Source organism: Terrisporobacter glycolicus ATCC 14880 = DSM 1288, assembly GCF_036812735.1.
Taxonomy (GTDB): Bacteria; Bacillota; Clostridia; order Peptostreptococcales; family Peptostreptococcaceae; genus Terrisporobacter; species Terrisporobacter glycolicus.
This window is the reverse complement of record NZ_CP117523.1, coordinates 2,541,454-2,565,826: the sequence shown is the minus strand read 5'-3', so window position 1 is coordinate 2,565,826 and position 24,373 is coordinate 2,541,454. Positions and strand designations below refer to the sequence as shown.

The 24,373-nt window shown below is 27.9% G+C and carries 28 protein-coding genes; 24 read left to right on the top strand and 4 right to left on the bottom strand.

The features are described from left to right. Positions 1-172: 172 nt before the first annotated feature. The gene (locus tag TEGL_RS12780) at positions 173-1,534 is read right to left on the bottom strand and encodes an APC family permease (RefSeq protein ID WP_018592560.1); all 1,362 of its coding nucleotides are present in this window, start codon (positions 1,532-1,534) and stop codon (positions 173-175) included. Between the two features lie 364 nt (positions 1,535-1,898). On the opposite strand from TEGL_RS12780, the gene alr reads away from it, so the two are divergent. The 11 genes from alr (at position 1,899) to TEGL_RS12725 (ending at position 13,161) form a co-directional block, all read left to right on the top strand. Next, entirely contained in the window at positions 1,899-3,050 is a 1,152-nt protein-coding gene (alr, locus tag TEGL_RS12775) for an alanine racemase (protein ID WP_018592561.1), read from the top strand. Positions 3,051-3,145: 95 nt separating this feature from the next. Then, complete coding sequence (larE, locus tag TEGL_RS12770) at positions 3,146-3,946, top strand: ATP-dependent sacrificial sulfur transferase LarE (protein WP_018592562.1); 801 nt, start codon at positions 3,146-3,148, stop codon at positions 3,944-3,946. 15 nt (positions 3,947-3,961) lie between these two features. Further along, complete coding sequence (locus TEGL_RS12765) at positions 3,962-5,113, top strand: THUMP domain-containing class I SAM-dependent RNA methyltransferase (protein WP_018592563.1); 1,152 nt, start codon at positions 3,962-3,964, stop codon at positions 5,111-5,113. Between the two features lie 72 nt (positions 5,114-5,185). Continuing rightward, positions 5,186-5,947, top strand: a complete 762-nt coding sequence (locus TEGL_RS12760) for a hypothetical protein (protein ID WP_018592564.1) — start codon at positions 5,186-5,188, stop codon at positions 5,945-5,947. Positions 5,948-6,156: 209 nt separating this feature from the next. After that, positions 6,157-6,810 carry an HD domain-containing protein gene (locus TEGL_RS12755; RefSeq protein WP_018592565.1) on the top strand — a complete coding sequence of 218 codons (654 nt, stop codon included), beginning with the start codon at positions 6,157-6,159 and terminating at the stop codon, positions 6,808-6,810. Between the two features lie 10 nt (positions 6,811-6,820). Continuing rightward, entirely contained in the window at positions 6,821-8,176 is a 1,356-nt protein-coding gene (locus TEGL_RS12750; RefSeq protein WP_018592566.1) for a hypothetical protein, read from the top strand. Positions 8,177-8,207: 31 nt separating this feature from the next. After that, positions 8,208-8,906 (top strand): cell wall metabolism DNA-binding response regulator WalR, encoded by a 699-nt coding sequence (gene walR / locus TEGL_RS12745; RefSeq protein WP_018592567.1) that lies wholly within the window; start codon positions 8,208-8,210, stop codon positions 8,904-8,906. 3 nt (positions 8,907-8,909) lie between these two features. After that, the gene (locus TEGL_RS12740) at positions 8,910-10,340 is read left to right on the top strand and encodes an ATP-binding protein (protein WP_018592568.1); all 1,431 of its coding nucleotides are present in this window, start codon (positions 8,910-8,912) and stop codon (positions 10,338-10,340) included. A gap of 143 nt (positions 10,341-10,483) precedes the next feature. Beyond that, entirely contained in the window at positions 10,484-11,341 is an 858-nt protein-coding gene (locus TEGL_RS12735) for a hypothetical protein (RefSeq protein ID WP_018592569.1), read from the top strand. A 15-nt stretch (positions 11,342-11,356) separates the two neighbouring features. Then, on the top strand, positions 11,357-12,574 hold the full coding sequence (locus TEGL_RS12730) for a glycosyltransferase family 4 protein (protein WP_018592570.1): 1,218 nt from the start codon (positions 11,357-11,359) through the stop codon (positions 12,572-12,574). 164 nt (positions 12,575-12,738) lie between these two features. After that, positions 12,739-13,161, top strand: a complete 423-nt coding sequence (locus TEGL_RS12725; protein ID WP_018592571.1) for a cytidine deaminase — start codon at positions 12,739-12,741, stop codon at positions 13,159-13,161. A 255-nt stretch (positions 13,162-13,416) separates the two neighbouring features. Here TEGL_RS12725 and TEGL_RS12720 read toward each other — a convergent pair whose 3' ends face one another. From TEGL_RS12720 to TEGL_RS12710, 3 genes are all read right to left on the bottom strand, one after another. Then, positions 13,417-14,529 carry a tyrosine-type recombinase/integrase gene (locus TEGL_RS12720; RefSeq protein ID WP_018592572.1) on the bottom strand — a complete coding sequence of 371 codons (1,113 nt, stop codon included), beginning with the start codon at positions 14,527-14,529 and terminating at the stop codon, positions 13,417-13,419. A 17-nt stretch (positions 14,530-14,546) separates the two neighbouring features. Then, entirely contained in the window at positions 14,547-15,053 is a 507-nt protein-coding gene (locus tag TEGL_RS12715) for an ImmA/IrrE family metallo-endopeptidase (protein ID WP_018592573.1), read from the bottom strand. A gap of 116 nt (positions 15,054-15,169) precedes the next feature. After that, the gene (locus tag TEGL_RS12710) at positions 15,170-15,520 is read right to left on the bottom strand and encodes a helix-turn-helix domain-containing protein (RefSeq protein WP_018592574.1); all 351 of its coding nucleotides are present in this window, start codon (positions 15,518-15,520) and stop codon (positions 15,170-15,172) included. A gap of 154 nt (positions 15,521-15,674) precedes the next feature. On the opposite strand from TEGL_RS12710, the gene TEGL_RS12705 reads away from it, so the two are divergent. From TEGL_RS12705 to TEGL_RS12645, 13 genes are all read left to right on the top strand, one after another. After that, complete coding sequence (locus TEGL_RS12705) at positions 15,675-15,869, top strand: helix-turn-helix transcriptional regulator (RefSeq protein ID WP_018592575.1); 195 nt, start codon at positions 15,675-15,677, stop codon at positions 15,867-15,869. Positions 15,870-15,956: 87 nt separating this feature from the next. Beyond that, entirely contained in the window at positions 15,957-16,268 is a 312-nt protein-coding gene (locus tag TEGL_RS12700) for a hypothetical protein (protein ID WP_018592576.1), read from the top strand. Positions 16,269-16,407: 139 nt separating this feature from the next. Next, entirely contained in the window at positions 16,408-16,596 is a 189-nt protein-coding gene (locus tag TEGL_RS12695) for a hypothetical protein (RefSeq protein WP_018592578.1), read from the top strand. Between the two features lie 9 nt (positions 16,597-16,605). After that, positions 16,606-17,715: a Rha family transcriptional regulator gene (locus tag TEGL_RS12690; protein ID WP_018592579.1), complete on the top strand. Its 1,110-nt coding sequence runs from the start codon at positions 16,606-16,608 to the stop codon at positions 17,713-17,715. Between the two features lie 160 nt (positions 17,716-17,875). Continuing rightward, a complete protein-coding gene (locus TEGL_RS12685; protein WP_018592580.1) occupies positions 17,876-18,481 on the top strand; it encodes a hypothetical protein in 606 nt (201 codons plus the stop codon). Beyond that, positions 18,474-18,662 (top strand): hypothetical protein, encoded by a 189-nt coding sequence (locus TEGL_RS12680; RefSeq protein WP_018592581.1) that lies wholly within the window; start codon positions 18,474-18,476, stop codon positions 18,660-18,662. Before TEGL_RS12685 ends, TEGL_RS12680 begins: the two co-directional genes overlap by 8 nt. Beyond that, entirely contained in the window at positions 18,663-18,896 is a 234-nt protein-coding gene (locus TEGL_RS12675; protein WP_018592582.1) for a hypothetical protein, read from the top strand. Between the two features lies 1 nt (position 18,897). Further along, positions 18,898-19,200 (top strand): hypothetical protein, encoded by a 303-nt coding sequence (locus tag TEGL_RS12670; RefSeq protein ID WP_018592583.1) that lies wholly within the window; start codon positions 18,898-18,900, stop codon positions 19,198-19,200. A gap of 61 nt (positions 19,201-19,261) precedes the next feature. Continuing rightward, positions 19,262-21,232 carry an AAA family ATPase gene (locus TEGL_RS12665; protein WP_018592584.1) on the top strand — a complete coding sequence of 657 codons (1,971 nt, stop codon included), beginning with the start codon at positions 19,262-19,264 and terminating at the stop codon, positions 21,230-21,232. Between the two features lie 2 nt (positions 21,233-21,234). Next, positions 21,235-22,188 carry a recombinase RecT gene (locus tag TEGL_RS12660; RefSeq protein WP_018592585.1) on the top strand — a complete coding sequence of 318 codons (954 nt, stop codon included), beginning with the start codon at positions 21,235-21,237 and terminating at the stop codon, positions 22,186-22,188. Next, positions 22,188-22,913, top strand: coding sequence for an MBL fold metallo-hydrolase (locus TEGL_RS12655; RefSeq protein WP_018592586.1), 726 nt, complete (start codon positions 22,188-22,190; stop codon positions 22,911-22,913). Before TEGL_RS12660 ends, TEGL_RS12655 begins: the two co-directional genes overlap by 1 nt. 28 nt (positions 22,914-22,941) lie before the next feature. After that, on the top strand, positions 22,942-23,751 hold the full coding sequence (locus TEGL_RS12650; protein ID WP_018592587.1) for a DnaD domain protein: 810 nt from the start codon (positions 22,942-22,944) through the stop codon (positions 23,749-23,751). Between the two features lie 155 nt (positions 23,752-23,906). Beyond that, the gene (locus TEGL_RS12645) at positions 23,907-24,338 is read left to right on the top strand and encodes a YopX family protein (RefSeq protein ID WP_018592588.1); all 432 of its coding nucleotides are present in this window, start codon (positions 23,907-23,909) and stop codon (positions 24,336-24,338) included. The last annotated feature ends 35 nt before the right edge of the window (positions 24,339-24,373 follow it).

Below are 24,373 nucleotides of genomic sequence, written 5' to 3'. Positions count from 1 at the left end.
AAAATGTTAATTTGTAAAATATTAAAATTTAATTGTAGGTGATTTAATTCCCTAAATTATATATTAATATTTGTAAAAGGATATTTTTTATGTATTTATGAAAAATTAAAGTTTGTTTCTTATATTAAAAAAACCTTCTTCAATAAGTATGAAGAAAGCTCTTTTATTTTTATTATGCAACTTTATTTAAGTCATTACTGTTATTTTCTTTAGCAACTTGCTTTTGAGCTATGTTGTAAAGAGGTAAACCAGCTAGCGTGACTAAAACTCCACCAAGTGAAATTATAGTATTTGTAATACCAGCAAATAATAATTGATTTAATACAACAAATAATCCACCAGCTATAGCTATCATTGGTATAAATGGATACATAGGAACTTTATATGGTCTGTGTAAATCTGGTTGTTTTTTTCTTAGGATTATAACACCTATGAAAGTTAATACATAGAATGACCATACAGCGAACATTGATAAGTCACTTAATAAATTAAATTGTCCAGATAATGCATATAATGATGATAAAACACCCATTATTAATGTTGCTTTAGCAGGAACATTATTTTTATTTAAAGCACCAACAATTTTGTATCCTGGTAATGATTTTTGTGATCCTAAAGTATAAAGAACTCTTGGACCAGTTAATAAATATCCGTTCATACATCCAAATACTGAAATTAATATACCAGCAGTAACAACTTTGCCACCTATTTCTCCGAATAATACTTGAGCAACAGCAGAAGCTGGGTTAGCAAATTGAGCTATTTGATCAGCTGGTAATACCCATAAATAAGCTATGTTTATTACAATATAAACAGCCATAGTTACTGATAAACCACCAACGATGGCTTTTGGTAAATCTTTTCCCGGGTTTTTCATTTCGCCAGCTATAGCACCAACATTAATCCATCCATCATAAGCAAATAATATAGCTATTAATACTTGCCCTATTACTGATGCAGGAGATACACCTTCAGCAACTAGCGGAGTAGCTATAGGATTACCTCCACCACCTTTAATGAAACCGAATACTATTATTATAGCAAGTGGAACTAGTTTTGCTATAGTTGCAACCGTTTGTATAATACCAGAAGTCTTACTTCCAAATGTGTTTAATATACTTATTAATAATACCGTAGCAATTGATATTGGGATAGCAATGCTTTCATTTAATCCAAGTAATATACAAGTTTGGTTACCAAACATAACTGCTAATGCAGCAATTGTAGCAGGGAAGAATAATGCTGATTGCATCCAACCTGTTAACATTCCTAATTTTTTACCATAAATTTCTTCAATGTAAACCATCATACCACCAGTTCTAGGAATAGCAGCAGAAACCTCAGCAGCAGTTAAACCAGCAGTAATTGTAAGTATACCAGCTAAAAACCAAGCTAATACTCCAAGCCCTGGTGCCCCTCCTGTTAAAGTGTAAACCGCTTGTGGTTTAAAGAATACTCCACCACCAATAACCATACCTACAACTGTAGATAATGCAGCAGCAAGTCCTAAGTTTTTTTGTAATTTTTGACTCATTATTACATTTTCCTTTCAATATTCATTTTTTAAGTAAGTTTATTATTTTGCTTTTACTTGAAAAGCATTTCTTCAAATAATCCTGTATCATTATATAATTTTCTTTTAAATATAACAATACTTTTTTATATAAAATTCGATAAAATTTTCGAAAGTATAATTGTTATATTTTAAAGTGTAAAATGCCATATAAATATAAGAAAATTTAAATAAATCAAAAAATATTTTTGTTTTAAAAAATAGATAGAATAATAAATTTTTATATAAGATATAATACTGTTGGATTAAAAAATATTATATTTATTGTAAAAAAAAATATGAAATTATATAATAAAATAATATCAAAAGATTTGAGGAGGTAAAGATGATAATCAAATCAGGAACATGGGCTGAAATTAACCTAAATAGCATAGGCTACAATTTAAAAGAAATAAAGAATAGTTTGAAAGAAAATATGAAAATATGTTGTGTTGTAAAAGCAAATGCATATGGATGTGGTTCTGTGAAGGTTTCTAAATACTTAGAAGATAAGAATATAGATTTTTTTGCAGTGGCTAGAATAGAAGAAGGATTGGAACTTAGAAATAATGATATTAATTTACCTATTTTGTGTTTAGGATACACAGATATACATATGATAAAAGAAGCAATAGAAAAAGATATCTCTATTACAGTATACAACTTGGAATATGCTAAAAAAATAGATGAAATAGGAAAAAAATTAAATAAAAGAGCTAAGGTACATATAAAGGTTGATACAGGAATGAGTAGATTAGGATTTTTAGCTAAAGAAGCTACAAAATATATTAAAGAGATAAATAATTTTAAAAATATATATATTGAAGGTATTTTTACTCATTTCGCAAAGGCAGACGAAAAAGATAAAACAACTACATTAATTCAGTTAAAGAGATATGAAAAGGTAATTGAGGAATTAACTAATTTAAATATTAATATACCAATAAAACATGTTGCAAATAGTGCAGCAATAATTGATTTAAATAAAGATTTATTTAATATGGTTAGAATAGGTATCATATTATATGGATATTATCCATCAGACGAAGTAAATAGGGATATAGAGTTAAAACCATGTCTAAAATTAAAATCAGCTGTAACTAATGTCAAAATACTAGATGAAAATGTGGGCATTAGTTACGGTCATATTTATAAAACAAGTGAAAAGAGTAAGATAGTTACAATTTCGATAGGATATGCAGATGGATTTAATAGAATTCAACGTAATCCTAAGGTTTCTATAAAAGGAGAAATATTAGAGGTAGTGGGAAGAGTGTGCATGGACCAATGTATGGTTAAAGCCCCTTTAGACATGAATATAGAAATAGGTGATGAAGTTACAATTATAGATAATGATATAAGAGAGATTAGTGCAGAAGAAAATGCAAAAAGGAACGATACTATTAATTATGAAGTTTTATGCATGATTAATAGAAGAGTTACGAGAGTATATAAAGAAAATGAAAAAGTTTATAGTGTAAATTATTTATTACAGTAAAAGACCAATCAAAGCAAAATTTAAAGTTTGATTTATTAAAAATCTTTATATATACTAGAGAAGATAAATTATTTCAAGTGGGTGGGATAAAACATATGGATAAAATATTAAATGATAAATTAAATTTATTGACTAATAATTTAAAAGAAATGAAAAAAGTAGCAATAGCATATTCAGGAGGCGTAGATAGTAATTTTTTATTAAAAGTTGCAAAGGATGTACTAGGGGAAAATGTTATGGCTATTACTATTAGTGCTATGATGCATTCAAGTAGAGAAATTGAAGAATCTGTAAATTATGCGAAAGAATATGGGGTTAACCATGTTCTTTGCAACATTGATAATCTGGACTCACAAGAATTTATAGAAAATGGACCTTTAAGATGTTATCATTGTAAGAAATTTGTATTTAGTAAAATAAAAGAAATAGCAAGTGAACATAATATTAAATATATACTTGATGGAACTAATTTAAGTGACTTAGATGACTATAGACCTGGATTAAAGGCCTTAGATGAATTAAACATAATAAGTCCTTTAAAAAATGCTAAATTAAGCAAAGAAGAAATTAGAATTTTATCAAAAGAATTAAATGTTGCCACATATAAAAAACCTTCCTTTTCTTGCTTGGCTACTAGAATACCAGTAGGGGATAAAATAACTAAAGAAAAGCTTAGGATGATAGAAGAAGGGGAAAATTTTTTACAAGATAATAATTTTAGTCAGTATAGAGTAAGAGTTCATGACAATATTGCAAGAATAGAAGTTGATAAAAAGGAAATTTGCAAATTTTACGATGATGATATGATAAATAAAGTAAATCTAAAGTTTAAAGAAATAGGTTTTAAATACGTTACCTTAGATTTAAATGGTTACAAAATGGGAAGCATGAATTAAGAACAGGAGGAACAGATGAAAAAAGAATATACTTTAGTAGCACCATGTTTTTTTGGTGTGGAAAAAATGTTAAACAGAGAAATACAAAATTTAGGTTATGAAATAATTAAAACAGAAGATGGAAGGGTTACATATAAAACTGATGAAGCAGGTATTGCTAAATCAAATATTTACTTAAGATGTGCAGAAAGAGTTCATCTTAAAGTAGCGGAATTTGAAGCTAAAAGCTTTGACGAACTATTTGAAGGAACAAAGAGAATAAACTGGTCCAAGTATATACCTTTTGGTGCACAGTTTCCTATTTCAAAGGCATCTTCAATAAAATCAAAGCTATATTCAACACCAGATATACAATCTATAGTAAAAAAAGCTATAGTTGAAAGTTTAAAGAAAAGCTATTTAGAAACAGGATTATTAAAAGAAGATAAAGAAAAATATCCTATATTTGTATTTATACACAAGGACAAAGTAACATTAACAATAGATACATCAGGAACTGCTCTTCATAAAAGAGGATATAGAGAAAGAGCTAATAAGGCACCAATTAGAGAAACTTTAGCTGCTGCCATAATGGAACTTGTTCCATGGAGACCAGGAAGAACTTTAGTTGATCCAATGTGTGGCTCAGGAACTCTTTTAATAGAAGCTGCTATGAAGGGAATAAATATGGCACCAGGTATGAATAGAGAGTTTATTTCTGAGTCATGGAGAACTATGGACAAAAAAATTTGGTGGGATGTAAGACGAGAAGCCTATGCCAAAGTAGATGAAAATATAGAGTTTAAAATATATGGTTACGATATTGACGAAGAAGCTTTAGAAATAGCTAGAGAAAATGCAGAAATAGCCGGTGTTGCAGATTATATAGAATTTAACTATGGCGATGCTACTGAGTTTACTAGTGATGAAGAATACGGATTTATAGTAACAAATCCGCCTTACGGAGAAAGACTAGAAGATGCAGATACAGTTAAAATGCTTTATAAACAACTGGGATATACATTTAGAAAGCTTAAAAATTGGTCATATTACTTAATTACTTCTTACGAAGACTTTGAAAATGAGTTTGGAGAAGAAGCAAGTAGAAGAAGAAAGTTATATAATGGTATGTTAAAGAGTAATTTATATCAGTATATAGGACCAAGACCACCTAAAAATAATAAATAATTCTTAAAAAGTTAAATATATTCCCTTAAACTGAATATATATTATAATAAGTAAGTTTAAGGGGGTGTAAACTTGTTTAATACAAAAAATAACCTGAGAAGAAATGCAAAACACAAAGAACCAAGAAATAATAAGAAAAACTCTTCATATGTAGAAGATTATAATGAAGTAATATTAAATGATTTAGTAGATGAAAATAAATCAAATAATGAAGATATTGTACAAGAAGAACCAACAAGAAAGAGAAAGAAAGCAATTAAACTTAATTTAGGAGCTAAGAAAAAATCTACTTCTAATGAAGATGAAAATAAAAAAGGAAAAACTTCAAATAAAAAACATAAAAGTGATAATGATGAGCCAAAAGAAATTATAGATGTGGAAAGTAAAAAAGATAAAACAGAAGTTGAAGCTCAACCTAAAGATAGCAAATCATCAAAATCAACAAAATCTAAAAAAACGAAAAAAGAATCAAATAAATCATCCAAAAAGAATTCTAAGAAACAACCAAGTGAAGATAGCAAAAACAAATCAAACAAAACAAATAAGAAGACATCGAAAAAAGATAGTAAGCCTACGAAAGAAGACAAAGGTAAAAAATCATCTAAAAAGTCAAGAAAAGAAGATGATATAAAAACAAAATCCTTAGAAACTATTGAAGTAGAAGAAGTTAAAAATGATGAAGAGGAAATTGTAGAAGGCAACATTTTTAGAAATATGAAGGAATATGAAAATCCTATTGACGAAAATACTCATATAGAAGTTGATGAAGATGAATTAAGTGAACATAAATTTGAAGATATAATTTGGTCAGACGATAAATTTCCTAAAAACTAAATAAAATACTATAAAAGCTGAATCTTAAAGGTATATTTTTATTTTATTATATATCTTTAGATTTAGCTTTATATTTTTTTTGTATAAATACATAATAGATAATAATAAGAAATCTTAAGAAAAAAAGAAAATATAAATAAAAGAACAATCTTATGATAGAATATAATAAGATTTACTTAAGGAAGTAATCTTTTATTTTGAAAAATTTCATGTATAATAAAATAGAAAGAGTGATTATTATGACTTGTAAAGAACTATTTTTAAAAGTGGATGATATATTGCAAAGTAGTGATAAACCATCAGTGGAAATTAGAAAGTTAATTGATGAAGGAGCGTTTGAACAAAAACCATTTATTAAAATTAAAAACTTGGAAGATATAGAACAAAACTTAACTCATCATCCTGAAGGAAATGTGTTAAACCATACTTTATTAGTAATTGATAAAGCTAGTGATTTGAAAGAAAAATCTAAAAATAAAAGAGTATTTATGTGGTCTGCATTATTGCATGATTTAGGTAAATTAACAACTACAAAAAAAAGAAAAAATAAAATAACTGCTTATGGACATGATTTACAAGGAGAAATACTATCTAGACAATTTTTGCATCAAGTAACAGAAGATGAAAAATTTATTAATGAGGTATGTATTTTAGTAAAGTACCACATGCAACCACTATTCTACGATAAAAAGCTACCATATTTTAAAGAAAAAGAAATAATTAATGATTCTGATTATGAAGAAATAAGCTTACTTTCGCTGGCTGATAGACTAGGAAGGTCTGGTTTATGTGAAGAAAAAATAAAACAAGAAGAAAAAAGGATAAATAATTTTAAGAACTTCTTTGCTGACAAATATAAATAGGAGGGAATATATGAAGTTACTAAAAATAGCAGCCTTAGTATTTGTTATGTGTATAATGACAACAGGCTGTGATACAAGTAGTGATTTACCTGAAAACCTACTTGATGATAATATTATTTACGATAAAGGAAATAACGAATTATACACCTTTATAAACAAATCCCTAGATGGAACCACGTTAGTCTTACCGGATAACTCAGGTGAGGTTGGGCAAATAAATGAAGTAGACTCAAATATAATTGCATTTCAAAAAAGACAAGATGTAAATTTGAAAATAAATAAGGTTGGTTTTGTACTTATTTCTAAAAATGATAAAGGATATACATTAGAAGATAGTTACCTTGAAGAAGGTGAGGAAATAGAGTACGCAAGCTTCTATGACTTAAACAATGATGGAAGTGATGAAGTTATATTACTTATAAACAACAAGTCAGTAACCACTATGAATGTATATAGTATAAAAGACAATAAAGTCACTAGGATTTCTAAAATAAAACCAACTTGGTTAGATGATTATAAAAAATATACTCAGATGAAAATAAAAGTAGGGTTTATAGACAATGACTTAAAACTAGATATTTTAATGATGAACTACGATAGTAGTAGTGGCGAAATGTATACAACAATGTTAAATTACTCAAATGATAATGAATTATTTACAACTGATGCCATTAAAATACCTAATGTGAAAAACTTAAATGATTTGTACTTAGTAATAGGCAAAGTCTACAATAATAAAAAAGGTGTAATTCTAAGCATGCCTACATTAAAAAAAGAAAATGGTTATGCAACTCAAATATTATTTATGAAAGATAATAAACTTAAAAAAGTATTTAATGATGACAATCTTATATTTAATTCTTACTATGTGCCTGTAAGAGATGAAAATCGTGATGGAATTTTAGACATACCAGTACTAAATAATAACATGATTGAAAATTTTGCATCAAATAGTAAGCCATCGGCTCTTGTGAGTTGGAGAAAGTGGAATAATAAAACTGGTAAAGACGCAGATACAATATTTATAAGCCAAGTTTATTATAACTATAAGAATAATTTTAAATTTTTAGTACCTGACAATCTTGCAAATAAACTATATATTCAAAAGAGCATAGAAGGGGAAACACCATATTATATTTTCTATTACTATGACAAGAGTAGTAAAGAGCCTTTAGAATTGTTCGAAATAGGTATATCTGCCAAAAACTTAGTTGAGGATACTAAGGCAAGTCCTAAAATGGATAGTATCTTGGCTGAGACAGATAATAACTATTATCAACTAGTAGTTAAGAATAAAGATAATTTTAAAAAATATGACTTAACATTAGAAAATATGAAGGAATATTTTTCTATAATTTATGAATAGAAATAGAAATTTTGGGAGGAATTATTAAAAAATGAAGGAAAAAATATTAGTCTTAGAAGATGAAATAGGTATAAGAAGTTTTGTAAGTATAAATTTAAAAAGAGAAGGGTATGAAATAATTGAAGCTGGAAGTGGGTCAGAAGCTATTGAGCAACTTTCAAATCACTCAGACATATCAATAGCCTTACTTGATGTGATGTTACCAGATATGAGTGGAATAGATGTATGTAAATTTATAAGACAACAATTTGATCAAATTGGAGTTATAATGTTAACTGCAAAAGGTCAAGAAGAAGACAAATTAGAAGGATTTATATCTGGGGCTGATGATTATATTGTAAAACCATTTAGCATAAAAGAATTGTTAGTAAGGGTATCAGCTCTTATAAGAAGAGTTAAAAAAGACGATAGTAAGCTTAAGAGTAATGAAATAATATCTGATCCTTTTGTATTAAACATAGATAAAAGAAAATTATATAAAAATGGATTAGAAATAGAATTAACACCTACAGAATTTTCTATAGTAAAATACTTAATGGTAAATGCTAAAAAATCATTAAGTAGAGATCAAATATTAAATGAGGTATGGGGAAGTAATTACTTATACGATTTTAAAATAGTAGATGTTAACATTAGAAGAATTAGAAATAAAATAGAAGATGATCCATCAAAACCTAAGTACATCCAAACAGTTTGGGGTTATGGATATTGTTTTAGAAAGGATGAATAATAGGTGCTACATTTAGAAGGTCTGAGAAAAAGAGTCATAAAGTATTATTTTATAATGATAATTATAACAGTAGCATTATTTGAAGGGCTATTTATGTTTTATCTTCAAAACTATTATTACAACTCAGCTAAACAATCTTTGATTTCTCAAGCAAACTATACTACGGACATATACGATGGTGTAGGAATGGAGTCCACTAGTTTTGAAAATAAAGTTTCTAATATTTTTGAAAAGGGAAAAGTAAATAGTAATACAAATTTTTCTATTGAATTTATAGATAAAAATAAAAATGTAATATTAGATAAGTATGGAATAAAAACTAATGAAAAGTATGAATATGAAGATGTAAATAAGGCATTAAAAGGAAGCAGTAACTTAACGCCTTATACATATAATATTGTAGGAACAAATGAACATGTTATGAGTATATCTGTACCGCTTAAAGTTAATAACCAAATAGAAGGTGTTGTTAGGTATAGCTTGTCTTTAAGAAAAATTGATAATACCATAATTAAACTTGTTTTCTTCTTCATTATTGCAGGTGTAATTATTTTGCTTATTGCATTTTTACTTAGTTTGAGATTTGCAGAATCTTTAATTAAACCACTTAAAAACTTAAAACAATTTGCAAATGAATTGGCTCAAGGAAATTACAATATCAAATTGAAAAAAGAGCAACTGCATGATGATGAAATAGCAGATCTTGTTCAAACATTTGAGCATATGGCTGTGGAAATTGATAAAAGTAGAAAACTAAAAGAAGAATTTATATCTTCTGTATCTCATGAGCTTAGAACTCCGTTAACATCCATAAAAGGATGGAGTGAAACTTTGGCCTACGAAGGGATTGGAAAAGAAGAGCTAGATTTGGGTCTTGGAATAATACAAGATGAAACAGAAAGAATGATATCTTTAGTAGAAGATTTGCTAGATTTTTCTCGTTTATCTTCAGATAGAATAAGACTTCAAATTGATATGGTAGATGTAACTAAACTGGCAAAAGGTGTAGTAACTCAGTTGGCTGTTAAGGCAAATGAAAAAAATATTACGCTTCTTACAGAATTTAAAACAGATGAAATTTTGGATATCCAAGGTGATAAAAATAGACTTAGACAAGTTTTAATTAACTTGGTCCAAAATGCTATTAAGTTTACTGCAGAAGGTGGATATGTTGTTGTAGTTGTATCACAAGGAGAAGAATTTACCACATTTACTGTTACTGATAATGGGGTTGGTATTAATAAAGAAAACTTAACTAAAGTTTTAGATAAGTTCTTCCAAGAAGATTTCAATAAATCAGGTAGTGGACTTGGACTTGCCATAAGTAATGAAATTGTAAAACTACACGGTGGTAAAATGATAATAGACAGTGAAAAAGGTGTTGGTACCAACATAACTTTCACATTAAAAAATAAAATTATTGAATCTATATAATAAAAAGCTGTATTACCAAATAGGTAATACAGCTTTCTTTAAGAGTAATGAATTTTGCTTGCTAAGAAATGGTTGTAATAATTTATATTTACTATACAATAATATTTACAGATAAATATTTATATCATAATTTGGAGGAGACTATGGAAATAGATATTAAGGAATTTGAACTACTTTGTGATAAAGGTAGTGGAATTTACAATGAAGATATGGTGGGATTATGTAAAAAAGGTGCGTGGGTATTAGATGGAGCCACAGGATTAAATAATAAAAACTTAATATCTAAAGAAAGTGATGCTAAGTGGTATGTATCTTGGTGGAATAAATACTTACAAGAGAATATAGATAAAGATAAATCGCTAAAAGAAATAGTATTAGAGGGATTAGAAAAGATAAAAAAAGAATATTTATTAAAATTAAATGGGTTAAAAATCGAAAATTTAGATTTACCTTCAGCATCTGTAGTAATAATAAAATTTTACACGGATAAATTAGAGTATATTCTTCTTGGAGATTGTACTTTATTATTAAATAAATTAAATGAAGATATAATAATAAAAGACGAACGCGTTTGTAAATTGGATGAAAAAGTATTCTCTAAGATGGAGAATCTAAATAAAAGATGTAATTTAACTATATTTGAAAAAAAGAATATTTTACTTCCTCTCATAATAGAAAATAGACTTAAAAAAAATAGTGATAAAGGATATTGGATATTGGAATTTAACAAGGAAGCTGTTGAAAAATCTATACATGGTTATATTGATGTGGAAGGCGAAGTGAGAATTATGATGAGTAGCGATGGATTTTCTTGTGCATGGGATAGGTATAATATTTTTAAAGAAAATGAAATGATAGAAGTAGGGAAGAATAAAGGTATTGAGTATATTAATAATAAAATTAGAAAATTGGAAAAAGAAGATTATAATGGCATAATCTTTCCAAGATTTAAAGAAAGTGATGATTCATCCTGCGTCTACTTACATATTACAAAAAAATAAAAAAGGGTGGATAATATGAGAATACTACACATTACAGCTCAAAAGCCAAATAGTACAGGTAGCGGAGTGTATATGAATGGGGTAATTGAAAGTTTACATAAGTTAGGTCATAAGCAAGGTATAATAGCAGGAATTGACATAAAAGATGAAAAAACTTATTTTAATGATAACATAAAGTTTTATCCTATGATTTATAATACTTCTCAATTACCTTTTCCAGTAGTTGGTATGAGTGATATTATGCCCTATGAAAGTACAAAATATAAAGAACTTACTGAAGAGATGGTAATTGAAATTAAAGAGGAGTTTTTAAGTATTTTAAATATGGCAATAAAGGACTTTAAACCAGATATTATTATATGTAATCACTTATATTTAATTACAAGCTTTGTAAGAGAAAAAGTAAATGATATTAAGGTAATTGGAATTTGTCATGGAACATGTCTTAGACAATTGAAAAATATTGACTTAAAAAAGGACTATATTATTTCAAATATAAATAAGTTGGATCATATTTTTGCTTTACATAAGGCGCAAAAAGAAGATATAATTAAAACTTTTAATTTTGAAAACAATAGGGTTACTGTTATAGGTAGTGGTTATGACGATAAAGTTTTTTATAATAAAAACTATAAAACAGGCAATGAAATTAATATAACTTATGCAGGTAAAATTTGTGAGAGTAAAGGTATAAAGTCTTTTATGAATAGCCTTAACCTTCTAAATTATGATAAAGATGACATTATAGTAAATATAGCAGGTAGTGGAAGTGATAAAGAAGAAATTAATCAAATAATAGAACTATCAAAAAAATCTATATATAAAGTTAATTTTAATGGCAGGCTAAATCATATAGAATTATCAGAGTTATTTAATAAAAGTCATATTTTTATTTTGCCTTCTTTTTACGAAGGACTTCCTATAGTAGTACTTGAAGCTTTATCATGTGGATGTAAAGTAATAGTTAGTAAAATTAATGGATTAGAAGATTTTATTGGAGAGGAAATAAATAATTCTAATCACATATTGTATTTACCAATGCCTAGGATGATAAATGGAACTACTCCATTAAAAGATGATTTACCAAAGTTTGAAGAAAATATTGCTAAAAGCATAGAAAAATTAATAAATACAATTAGAAAAGACGAAAAAAGACCTGAGATAAATATGGCGAATAAAACTTGGTATGGCCTTGGGAAAAAAATAGATAAAATCATAAAATTAATCGTATAAAATAATGAATAGATATATATTATAATTAGTAGATAAGAGTTATAAATAAATTTAAAAAATATATACTTTTTCATTTATAGATGTTATAATGATTATCCTCTATATATTTGTATGTACACATCAAATATATTAAAGTATTAAATTGGAAGGGATATTAAAAATTTATGAATAATATACAACTATTAATAAAAAATGCCTTTGAAGCACAAGAAATGAGCTATGCACCATATTCTAATTTTAATGTGGGAGCAGCTTTACTTGGAAAGAATGGAAAAATATATCAAGGTTGTAATATTGAAAATGCATCATACACTCCAACAAACTGTGCTGAAAGAACAGCTTTCTTTAAGGCAGTATCAGAGGGACAAAAAGAGTTTGAAGCAATTGCTATAGTAGGAAGTAAAGCAGGTGAAGTAGGAGAATATTGTTCTCCATGTGGAGTTTGTAGACAGGTAATGATGGAATTTTGCAAACCAAAAGAATTTAAAATTTACTTAGCGAAAGATAGAGATAATCTTGATGATTATATAGAATATACCCTAGAAGAAATATTACCACTAGGATTTGGACCAGCAAACCTAAAATAAATAATTTTATTGATAAGAAAAAGAAAGGGTTTATACCTTTCTTTTTTTATGTTATAATATTGCCCGTATTAAAATATAATATTAAAAACTCTAGGAATTTCCTGGGACTTGTTCGAGAAGTTTCATCTGAGTATTTTATATTATACTGAAATAACTTAACATATTGAAAACACCCAACTATATTATTATAGTTGGGTATTATTTTTACTAGACATTGACTAGACAAAAACGAAAACTAGACAAAAACTAGACGTTTTATAGCAGTATTTTTTCTATATTATCGGATGCTTTTTTATCCATTTCTTTTAAAACATGAGAATAAATATTCATTGTTATATTTATCTCAGTATGGCCTAGTCTTTCAGAGACAGTTTTCATATCAGTTCCAGCTAATAATAACATAGTAGCATGTGCATGTCTTAATGAATGTATATGAATATATCTTAAATTAATAGATTTAAGATATGTTATATATGCAGATCTAAATGATTCATTATTCCAGTATCTATATCTACTGTTTATACAGACAACATCCCATTCATTTTGTAGCAAGCCTTGTAGCTTTAATTTGTTCTGTCTTAATTTTTCTTTTTTTAATAAATCAATAATAATATCTGGGACAATAAGTTCTCTGTTACTGCCATCAGTTTTGGTTCTTCTAAGATAGTATACTACTAAGTTATGTTGTATCTTTAAAACTTTATTTTCAAAATCAACATCTTCCCACAATAATCCAGCCATTTCACCAAATCTAAGTCCTGCTAATAGAAAAAGATGCAGTGGTATTTGCAAAGTAGGTTTATTAAAGGATTCTGATAATATTTTTTTTGACTCTTCAACTGTATACACATCGATATTCGAAGATTCTTTTCGTTGTTTAGGAACAGTTATGAATTCTGGTATATTTTCATTAATCTCACGAAGTCTATAACATTCACGTAATACAGCATTTGTTTTCATTAATATTTCTTTTATAGTTGTTGATTTTAGATTTTTAGTTGTAAACATATAATTTATGAAGTTTTGGTATCGGCTTATATTCATATCACTAAGCTTAGTATCTTTGAAAAAATCACTAACGTGGCTATTTATTACGCCTTTGTATCTTTTCATTGTTGTTGGAGAATAATTTTTAGCCTTATCTGTATAATATTGTGTGCATCTATCAACAAAAGTTATTGAAGAAGGCAATATATATTTATTATTATTTATTTGAGATTTTATATCTATAAGATATTTATCTGCATCTTTTTTCTTATCAAATTTCTTTAATAATTTTTGTTTTAATTTACCGTTATCATAGTAATCCATGGCAACATAAAAATATCCTCGTTTTTTAGTTACAAAAGTAGATTTTATATTATTCACGAAATAATACCCCCTTTTTATAGATCTTCATAAGTGTGTAGATTAGGAAGATTCGTTAATACTAAATATTTATTATTTTCTAGTTTTATCATTTGCTTTAGTAAGGCTAAATATTCTAATCTTTTCATAAGAAATTCTAGTCTTACATCGAAATATTCAGCAAGTTCTTGCATATCTGTTATACCCTTTTTTATAGCCACTACTAGATCTTTTTCGGGAATAAGATAATTATATGCCCATCTATCAGCTTTATTTTCAACTTTATTTTTATATAACTCATCTCTATAAGTAGATGAGTTATTCAAATTATTGCCTATAGTAGTATAAAAATGCCCTATCTCATGAGCTAATACTTCCGCATGAATTTTATTATTATTTTTTAAACTGTTATCTAGAAATATCACATGTCCTAGCTCATTTTTTTCCACATTTAATCCTAAACACCCAATAGCTTTTAAATCAAAAAAGAATATATTGATAGTAAGGTCAAAAGCTAAATTATATAGTTGTTCCAATTTATTCATCTTTGAAGTATTCCCCCTTTTTATACATCTCATAGAACAAATGAGAACAAAAACGAATATTTGTTCTATGAGAAGGTAAAACAAAAGAGCAGTTTTACTGCTCATTAAAATGCAATTTATTTTTTATTCTGTTGCATTCTTACAAATTCAATGTACTCATTTATTTTAGCGATAGCATCATCTGATAAATCATCATGAGGATTTAATTTATGTGCTGCTATTGTTGTTATACTTTCGTCTAATTTGGTTATTTTTTTATATACATTTTTATCATTCGTTCTCCCTAAAAGATAATCAACTGATACATCAAAATAATCAGCTAGTTTATTAAGTATATCTTTATCTGGAAATCGCTGTTCTCTTTCATACATTCCGACAGTACTAGGAGATATTCCTATGATTTTACCTAAATCAGACTGTTTAATATCTTTTTCTATTCTTAATTCTCTTAATCTACTTCCAAACATTGCAATACCTCCCTTCTATAGTAATATAGTAACACAAAATGTGCAATAAAATTTAAAATAATACAAAAAGTGTTAAAAAGGTGTTGACAACACAATTCGTGTCGTATATTATTATATTATAAATAACACAAAACGTGCTAAGGAGGTGGGATTGATGAATGAGACTTTGGTAAACTTCAGAAATAAAAAAGGTATGAGCCAAGTTCAATTTGCTAGAAAAATAGGGGTTTCTACCTCGTATTTATCTAAAATAGAGTTAGGAGATAGACAACCTAGCTTTGGATTTATGCGAAAGTTTAAAAAAGCCTTTAATGAAGCTGATATAGATAAAATTTTTTTTGATAATTAGAAGCACAAAATGTGTTGTAAAGTGTAAATTGATTAAATTATAATTCCCAATGTAAAAAAATAAATACATAGAAAAGAGGTGATATTTATGGCTACCGAAATGCAAAAGACAATAGTTAGAAATATAGATATAGATTCACTCTTGAATGCAATATCAGAAAGAGAGGACATTGTTGAACTAATGCAAATGTTTAGGGAAAATAACGATTTTACGATAAGAGAATACATGACTACAAAAGAATTTAGGGAGTATATAAAGGCATCTGACAGTTATGTAAGAGCATTACTTAAATATAATGATATTCATAACTTATTTGTAACAACTAGAGTTGGACGAGAATATAGAATCGATAGAATAAGTTATGAAAAATGGGTAATGCGAAGTGGAGGTAAGTTTTAAAAAAGGGGTGAAACAAATGAAATTATTAATAACAAAAGATGAACTTGAAAGACTTGCAAAAGAAATGCCAAAAACAACAGTAAAAGAATTTATAGAAGCAACATTAATAAAAAGATAAAGGAAAAGGGGAGATAAATAAATGAAAAGTATGTTAGTAAAAATCAAATCAAACAGCACTAAAGAGGTAACTAGATATAAGACAGATAGGAACATTCATTCAGAGTTAAAACATCTTGAAAACTTAGGTATTAATGTAATCCAAATGAGATATTTCAATGAAACTCAAAGTTTTGGTAATTGTAAAAAGCTAATTGTTATTAGTGAGTAGGGGGTAATTATGAAAAGATTTAAAGCTAAAGTAACAATAGAAAAAGAGTTTGAAATAGAAATAGATGAAAGCATCGCTACAGAAGAAGAATTAACAAACTGGGAAAGTGTATTTTACGATTTGGATTCAGAAGATACTAAAATAGCTTCTTATGTAAAACTTTATTGTGAATTAAGAGCTACACGAGGGCAAGATGATTTTGAAGGATTTGGAATGGTTGTTCCTAAAGAAAAATATTTAAAAGCTAAAAAGTCATTTGGTGATTTAATTTGTGACTATATGAAAACTATTAAAGCCGATGATGATGGATATACAGATGTTTATTTAGAAGAGTTGAAAAGGGGAATAGAGATGGGAAACAGTGATTTATACAATAGTTACAAAGTTATGGAGAACAATGAAGGACAAGCAGTTCAAACAATACCTAGTTATGAAGTAGCAGTAATGATGGAAAAAGAACATAAAGAAGTAATGTGGATGATAGAAGGTAATGAAAAACGAGGAATAGTAGGCATCAAGCCAACTTTAGAGCAAAGTGCAGAACTGCACCTTGGTGATTATTTTATAGAAAATACTTATGACGATAGAGGTAGACAATTAAGATGCTATGAATGTACCAAATTAGGTTGTGATTTACTGGCTAATAAGATGACTGGTGAAAAAGGGATATTATTTACAGCTAAGTATGTAAAGAAATTCAATCAAATGGTAGAAAATCCACTAGAAAATGCTTCAAAGGAATTACAAGCAATATTTATGATAGACAGAAAGCAGCAAGTAATTGAAAGCAGGGTTGGAGCAATAGAAGAAAAGATGACTGTTGATTACGAACTAGCAGAAAACTTAAGAACGGCAGTAAATATAAGGGCAGTGCATTTATTAGAAGGTAAATATTCAGAAGCTTACAAGAAGTTAAGCAAGAAGTTATTTTCAGAACTTTATAGAGATATAAAAGGAGCATTTAAGGTAAATAGCTACAAAAATATATCTCTTAAAAATTATGACAAGGCACTTAATTATATAGAGAAATGGAAACCTAGTCTAATGCTTCAATATGCAATTCAAGGGGCAAATGGACAAGTTAAATTAGACGAAATGGAGTGTGCTACTAATGAGTAAAAATATTATGACTTACCAAGTTCAAGATTAGTATGTGAAATTGATTGGGAAAAAGGTTATGGAACTTTAGAAGAAGCAAAGAAAGTTTTAAGAAATGACATAAGAGAAATATCAAAATCAGAGTTTAAAAAATTAGGTGATATGTACACAGGAGGAAGCGATGAGTAAAGGTTATGAAAGTTTAATAGAAGCAGTAAAAAGCGACTGCAATAATGGACAAGGGTGTTTTAATACTAATGGATGTGATCATGAGTTTAATAGATATGAACCAGCAAAAGGGCACGAGAAAAGATTTGGCAATACAGTTTGTAGACGTGTTTCAAAATGCACACACAAATATTGTGATACATTCAAGTGGATTATTGATAGAGCAAAACACTATGAAGATAAATTAGGTATTGGTTGGGAAGATATACTTGATTCTTGGGAAGAGAATAGAAACTACTGGTATATGAACTATTATCAAGAAGCTAATCAACCTAAAATAGATGGCGATAAAGTTAGAGTATTTGATACTATTAAAGATTTTCATGAATCTGTTGGTGATAAAGGATTCAGATGCCCTTCATGTGGAGGCATTACTACAAATCCTTATGAATGCAATAGTGGTATGGAAATGTCAAAGGATAAAATATGCAACTGGAAAGTATATGGCTTCTTTGGAGGCTTAGGAAAAGAAGTATTTGTATACGTTAAAGAAAAAGTTCGTGGTGAAAAAATATTCATGCCAATTGAATGGGAAAAGGCAGGTGCAACTAATGAGTAAATATCAAGATGACAACAGAGAAATAGAAATACAAATGGTTATGAATTTGATACAAGCTATGTGTGAGAAAAACAATATAGGAATTGTAGTTTATAAACATGAAAAGTTAGGCCCTATATTATCAGTGAAAGATATTAATACTGGCAAACATTATGCAATTCAAACAAACAAGGAGGTTTAAATGAAAAAGTTTAAGATTGAGGTTTGTGAAAAAATAGAATTAAACCATACTTATGAAATAGAATTACCGAATGATATTTACGAAGATGGTGTTTGGGATAATATTGATATGTTAGATCATGGCAAAGATGACATTAAAATTATAATTGAAAATTTTGGTGGTTCAATAATTAAATTTATTGAAGATGGTAGTGGCGAAGTTGAGTTAGAAGTTACAGATGTAGAGGAGGTTTAACATGAACTGGATACTTGATGAAGCAGTAAACAACATGAAAAATTCAACAAATACATTAAAAAAAGAAATTGACGAAGCAAAAGCAAAAACGAAGATATTAAGAAATCATTTTAGCACGAAAGATATTTATGAAGCTGCTGCACATGAATACTGGAAAGGTTATGAAGCGGCATTAAAAGTAGGAAGGAAAATGTTTGAAGAACAGTTGCAAGAAATAGAAGATATGAAAAAAGAAGATATAAAAGAAACTGAACTAGCAGAAGAAAATCTACAAGAAAATAAGAAAAGAGCCTACTGCGAATAGACTCAATTCTAGTAAAAAAATTTTGATTGACGGTATTATTATACCACGAATTGGAGGAAAAATGAAAACAATAACTTTAAATAAATTAGAAATAAATAACTTCAAAGGAATATCTAATCTAAGCATAGATTTTGCTAAGGTTACAAATATAAAAGGTGAAAATGCACTAGGAAAAACAAGTATATTTGATGCATTCACATGGTTGTTATTTGATAAGGACTCTAAGGATAGAAAGGACTTTGATGTAAGACCTTTAGATGCTAACAACAACATCATAAGAGGGCTTAATCCTCATGTAGTAGCTTATCTAAGTATAGATAGCAAAGAAATAAAGCTAACTAAAACTTTAAAAGAAAAATGGTCCAGAGCTAAAAGTGAAAGTGAAAGAAAGTTTACTGGAAATGAAACTTTGTATGAAATAAATGATGTTCCGGTTAAAAAGAGTGAGTACACTAAGAAAATTTCAGAAATAGTTGATGAAAAGCAATTTAAGTTACTTACTAATCCTTACTTATTTTCTAATCTTAACTGGAAAGAAGCTAGAGCAATAATACTTGAAATTGCTGGTGATGTGAGCATAGATCAAGTCTTTGCGATAAATAAAGATTTAAAAGCAATAGAAGATGATCTAAAGAAAGATGATGTTGAAAACATATTAAAAAGTAAAAATGCTTCTATTAAAAAACTTAAAGAAGAAAAGAAATCAATTCCTTACAAAATAGAAGAAGCCAATAACTCAATACAAGAAATTGATTTTGCAGAAATAGAATCAGAAATAGAATCTAAGGAAAATCAAGTAAAAGATATAGACAAACAGTTATCAGATGTAACGGAAGCTAGTAAGCAGCAACTTATCAAAAATAAAGAAATAATGGCTGAAATTCAACTTAACAATACTAAGATACAAAACTATAAAAATGATGCATACAAGATAACAGAGCAAAAGAAACAGGAGTTGTATAGCAAGAAAGAATCATTAAGAAAAAAATTATATAGTCTAGAAAGCATTAAAAATAAAGAATCTTATGAAGTTGATAATCTTAGAAAAACTTATGACAGACTAGAAAAAGAAATAAAAGCAGCAAAACAAGAGTGGAAAGATGAAAAATCAAAAGACATATGTCTAGACGGAATATTAACAGAGTGTCCTACTTGTAAAAGACCTTTTGAAAGTGCTGCTATAGAAAATAAAAAACAAGAAATGCTAGAAAACTTCAATAGTAATAAAGCTAAGAAAATGAAGGAAATTGGTGAATTAGGAAAATCAAAGACTAAGGAACTTGAAGAAATTAATAAGACAATAGGGGATAAGCTTAGTTGCATTGAGAATTGTTCAACTGAAATAGTTAAATTTAAAAATGATATTGAAGAAGTTGAAAAGGAAATAGAAGATATAAAACCTTCTATACCGATTATCACACAAGAAAATATTGAAAAATTGGAAGTTAAAAATATAGAACTAGAAAACTTATTAAATAACACTAGCAGCAATAACAACGTAACTAACTACACAGAAGAAAAAGACAAGCTTAATTCAGAACTTAAGGCTTTATATTCAAAGCTAGCAGTAAAAGAATTAAATGCTAAAACATTAGCAAGAGTCGAGGATTTAAAAGAACAAGAAAAAGAACTTGGGACAGAAATAGCTAGACAAGAAAAGATAGTAATGCTTTGTGAAGAGTTCATAAAAACTAGAGTTGATTTACTAGAAGCTAATACAAATTGTAAATTTAAAAAAGTTAAGTTTAAATTTACAAAGGAAAATATAAACGGAAATGTAGAAGAGACTTGTCAGCCTACAATTGATGGTGTGCCATTTAAAAATGCAAATACTGCAAGTCAAATAAATGCAGGCTTAGATATTATAAACACTCTGAGTGAGTTTTATGAAGCTAGTGTACCAGTATTTATAGATAATAGAGAATCAATAAATCAGTTAATAGATATAAGCAGTCAAGTAATTAACTTAATAGTAACTCAAGATAATCCAATGATTATAGAAGCTTTAGAAGAAGCTAAAGGAGAGAATTAATAATGGCCAATAATCAAGTTCAAAAAGTAGAAGAAAAACAAAAAAGTATAACAGATGTAGTACTAGGAAGAGTGAATGCTTTAAAAGATAATAAAGAGCTTATAACACCACCTAATTATTCACCTGAAAATGCTTTGAAATCAGCTTATTTAAAGTTACTTGAAACAAAAGATAAAAATAAAAAGAGTGCTTTAGAAGTTTGTACAACACATAGTATTTCAAATGCTTTACTAGATATGGTAATACAAGGCTTAAGCCCAGCTAAAAATCAATGTTACTTTGTTGTTTATGGTAATCAGCTGCAACTAATGAAATCTTATTTAGGGACAATTGCAGTGGCTAAAAGATTGAACGGTATTAAGGATATTAAAGCACATTGCATCTATGAAGATGATGAATTTGAACTTGGATATGATTATAAAACTGGTAACATATCAATTGAAAAATTTAAACCCAATTTTGATAAAATGGATTTTGCAAAAATGAGAGGTGCGTTTGCAGTAATAACTGGTGAAAATGGTGTTATCCATACAGAAGCTATGAATATGATTCAAATTGAAAATGCATGGACACAAAGATTTAGCGGGAAGTTAACTGATACTCATATTAAATTTAAAGATGAAATGGCTAAAAAGACAGTTATAAATAGAGCTTGCAAAAGATATGTAAATACATCAGATGATAGCGATTTATTAGTAGGAGCATTTAATAATACATTGGAAGTTAATGAAGAAGACATTATAGAGTCTAATGATTATCAAGTAGAAGAAGAAATACAGGAAAAAGCAAACAAAACTACTTTAAGTATTGAAGAACCAGCTCCTACACCTGAATATCAATATAAAGAAAAGTCACCTTCAAAAGCAAAGGAAAAAGAACCAGTACCAATGCAAGTTCCTGTAGATGAAATAATAGAGCAGTCAACATTTGCAGAAGATGAAGAGTGTCCATTCTAATGAACAAGATAACAGTTGTATCTAGTGGGAGCAAAGCAAATTGTTATTTGCTCTCACTAGAAAATGAAATATTAATATTAGAGTGCGGAGTTAACTACAAAGAGATTCTTAAAAATTTAGATTATGACTTAAGCAAAGTAATGGGCTGCTTAGTAACTCATGAGCATAAGGACCATAGCAAAAGCATTAAAGAACTAACTGAAAATGGAATAGATGTATATTCAAGCTTAGGGACTTTTGAAGCAGTAGGAATACAAAATCACAGGACAAGAGTTATAAAAGCTAAGAGCCTTATTAAAATCGGTAATTTCACTATATTACCTTTTGAAGCTAATCATGATGCAGCTGAACCTTTAGGATTTTTAATAAATCATAAAGCTATAGGAAATATGTTATTTCTAACAGATAGTTACTACTGTGAATATACTTTTGAAAATCTAAATCACATATTAGTTGAGTGTAACTATAAGAAAAGTTTACTTGATGAAAACATTGAAAATAAAATAATTCCTTTAAGCTTAAGAAATAGGATTACTAAAAGTCATTTTGAATTAGAGAATGTTATTGAATTTTTAAAAGCTAATGATCTAAGCAAGATTAAAAATATAATGATACTTCATATATCTGGTCAAAATGGTGATGGTGAAATTTTCAAAAGTGAAATTGAAAAGAATATAGGTTTACCAGTTGATATAGCTAGAAAAGGAACGGATTTATTACTTTAGACAAAAGATAAAAGGCAGGTGAGATTGATTGGAAAGAGCCTTTAAAGGTATATGGATACCAGCAGAAATATGGCTTAATAAAGATTTAAAATTAATTGAAAAACTGTTTTTAGTTGAAATAGATAGTTTGGACAATAAAGACGGTTGTTTTGCATCAAATGATTATTTTTCGGATTTTTTCGGACTATCAAAAAATAGATGTTCTGAAATAATAAAATCATTAGAAAATAAGGGGTATATAACAGCAAGCTACTTATATAAAAAGAATACAAAATATATAGAAAAAAGAGTTTTGAGAGTCATGTATAAGTATATTCGAAAAACCGAATATATAGTCGATAAACCGACAGACATATTCGAAAAACCGACAACACCTTCGGAAAACTGTGAAGATAATAATACAAGTAATAATATAACTAATAATAGTAAGTATGTATGTAACGAAAAACTATCAGAAATAAGTAAACTCTATCAAGAAAATATAGGAGTTGCTAATGGAATAGTAGCAGAGTATTTAATAGAAACATCTACAAAAATTGATATTAAACTTTTTAAAAGAGCAATAGAGATTTGCGCTGAAAAAGGAAACAATACTTTTGGATATTTAAAAGGCATAATAAATAACTGGTTACAAAAGAATGTAACCAGCTATGAAGAACTCAAAGCACTTGAGTTACAAAATAGGTTTTCTAATAATAGTGTTAGCAAAAATAACAATAATATACAAAAACCATATAAAAAGGGTGCAGGAGCAAATGTAAATAATGCATTCGCTGGGTACACTCCAGATGAATTAGAAAAAATCTTATTAGAAAGTCAGAAAGGCAAATTTGATTAGGTATACTGTGCAACTATGAGAACAGGAATTCCTAGAAAAACCAAATAACCCTATCGTTTCCGATAAGGTTAAATATTATAGATTCAAATGTGGCCAGGAAAATTAAGCCGTTAATAGTATGTGTAGATTAAAAAGAATTATTCAAGGAGGATATTATGAGGGAAATAAAATTTAGAGCGTGGGATAAAGAAGAAGAAATTATGTTTAATGTAGGAGCAATAGCATGGAGTCATAATGCATTTAATACATCGAACTATGTATTTGGTACTAGCCCTCATTGTTATGAAAATAAATGCCAAAGCCCCAAACATTTAAACGAAGAATGCAAATTTATGCAATATACAGGATTAAAAGATAAGAACGGCAAGGAAATATATGAAGGAGATATAGTTGAAACCTGTGACAATAAAAAACAACTTGTAGTATGGCATAATAATGGATTTAAACTTAAATTCACTTATAGTAGAACATACCAAGGTGAACTATATACAGAAACCGCACACCTAGAAATAGGTGATACTTCTAGCAGAAGATGGGGAGATGAAATAATAGGCAATATATACGAAAATCCAGAGTTATTAAAATAAATTATTCCAGGGGAATTTTTCTCCTGGACCAAAGA

What these genes read in the sequence shown, in the direction of transcription:
- TEGL_RS12670 (WP_018592583.1), top strand. Translation starts at nt 18,898, where the DNA reads ATGAACTGGATACTTGATGAAGCAGTAAACAACATGAAAAATTCAACA.
- TEGL_RS12710 (WP_018592574.1), bottom strand. Translation starts at nt 15,520, where the DNA reads ATGTTTGGAAGTAGATTAAGAGAATTAAGAATAGAAAAAGATATTAAA.
- TEGL_RS12750 (WP_018592566.1), top strand. Translation starts at nt 6,821, where the DNA reads ATGAAGTTACTAAAAATAGCAGCCTTAGTATTTGTTATGTGTATAATG.
- TEGL_RS12675 (WP_018592582.1), top strand. Translation starts at nt 18,663, where the DNA reads ATGAAAAAGTTTAAGATTGAGGTTTGTGAAAAAATAGAATTAAACCAT.
- TEGL_RS12715 (WP_018592573.1), bottom strand. Translation starts at nt 15,053, where the DNA reads ATGAATAAATTGGAACAACTATATAATTTAGCTTTTGACCTTACTATC.
- TEGL_RS12735 (WP_018592569.1), top strand. Translation starts at nt 10,484, where the DNA reads ATGGAAATAGATATTAAGGAATTTGAACTACTTTGTGATAAAGGTAGT.
- TEGL_RS12780 (WP_018592560.1), bottom strand. Translation starts at nt 1,534, where the DNA reads ATGAGTCAAAAATTACAAAAAAACTTAGGACTTGCTGCTGCATTATCT.
- TEGL_RS12690 (WP_018592579.1), top strand. Translation starts at nt 16,606, where the DNA reads ATGAAAAGATTTAAAGCTAAAGTAACAATAGAAAAAGAGTTTGAAATA.
- TEGL_RS12660 (WP_018592585.1), top strand. Translation starts at nt 21,235, where the DNA reads ATGGCCAATAATCAAGTTCAAAAAGTAGAAGAAAAACAAAAAAGTATA.
- TEGL_RS12665 (WP_018592584.1), top strand. Translation starts at nt 19,262, where the DNA reads ATGAAAACAATAACTTTAAATAAATTAGAAATAAATAACTTCAAAGGA.
- TEGL_RS12645 (WP_018592588.1), top strand. Translation starts at nt 23,907, where the DNA reads ATGAGGGAAATAAAATTTAGAGCGTGGGATAAAGAAGAAGAAATTATG.
- TEGL_RS12685 (WP_018592580.1), top strand. Translation starts at nt 17,876, where the DNA reads ATGAGTAAAGGTTATGAAAGTTTAATAGAAGCAGTAAAAAGCGACTGC.
- larE (WP_018592562.1), top strand. Translation starts at nt 3,146, where the DNA reads ATGGATAAAATATTAAATGATAAATTAAATTTATTGACTAATAATTTA.
- TEGL_RS12700 (WP_018592576.1), top strand. Translation starts at nt 15,957, where the DNA reads ATGGCTACCGAAATGCAAAAGACAATAGTTAGAAATATAGATATAGAT.
- TEGL_RS12755 (WP_018592565.1), top strand. Translation starts at nt 6,157, where the DNA reads ATGTATAATAAAATAGAAAGAGTGATTATTATGACTTGTAAAGAACTA.
- alr (WP_018592561.1), top strand. Translation starts at nt 1,899, where the DNA reads ATGATAATCAAATCAGGAACATGGGCTGAAATTAACCTAAATAGCATA.
- TEGL_RS12655 (WP_018592586.1), top strand. Translation starts at nt 22,188, where the DNA reads ATGAACAAGATAACAGTTGTATCTAGTGGGAGCAAAGCAAATTGTTAT.
- TEGL_RS12705 (WP_018592575.1), top strand. Translation starts at nt 15,675, where the DNA reads ATGAATGAGACTTTGGTAAACTTCAGAAATAAAAAAGGTATGAGCCAA.
- TEGL_RS12765 (WP_018592563.1), top strand. Translation starts at nt 3,962, where the DNA reads ATGAAAAAAGAATATACTTTAGTAGCACCATGTTTTTTTGGTGTGGAA.
- walR (WP_018592567.1), top strand. Translation starts at nt 8,208, where the DNA reads ATGAAGGAAAAAATATTAGTCTTAGAAGATGAAATAGGTATAAGAAGT.
- TEGL_RS12725 (WP_018592571.1), top strand. Translation starts at nt 12,739, where the DNA reads ATGAATAATATACAACTATTAATAAAAAATGCCTTTGAAGCACAAGAA.
- TEGL_RS12680 (WP_018592581.1), top strand. Translation starts at nt 18,474, where the DNA reads ATGAGTAAATATCAAGATGACAACAGAGAAATAGAAATACAAATGGTT.
- TEGL_RS12730 (WP_018592570.1), top strand. Translation starts at nt 11,357, where the DNA reads ATGAGAATACTACACATTACAGCTCAAAAGCCAAATAGTACAGGTAGC.
- TEGL_RS12695 (WP_018592578.1), top strand. Translation starts at nt 16,408, where the DNA reads ATGAAAAGTATGTTAGTAAAAATCAAATCAAACAGCACTAAAGAGGTA.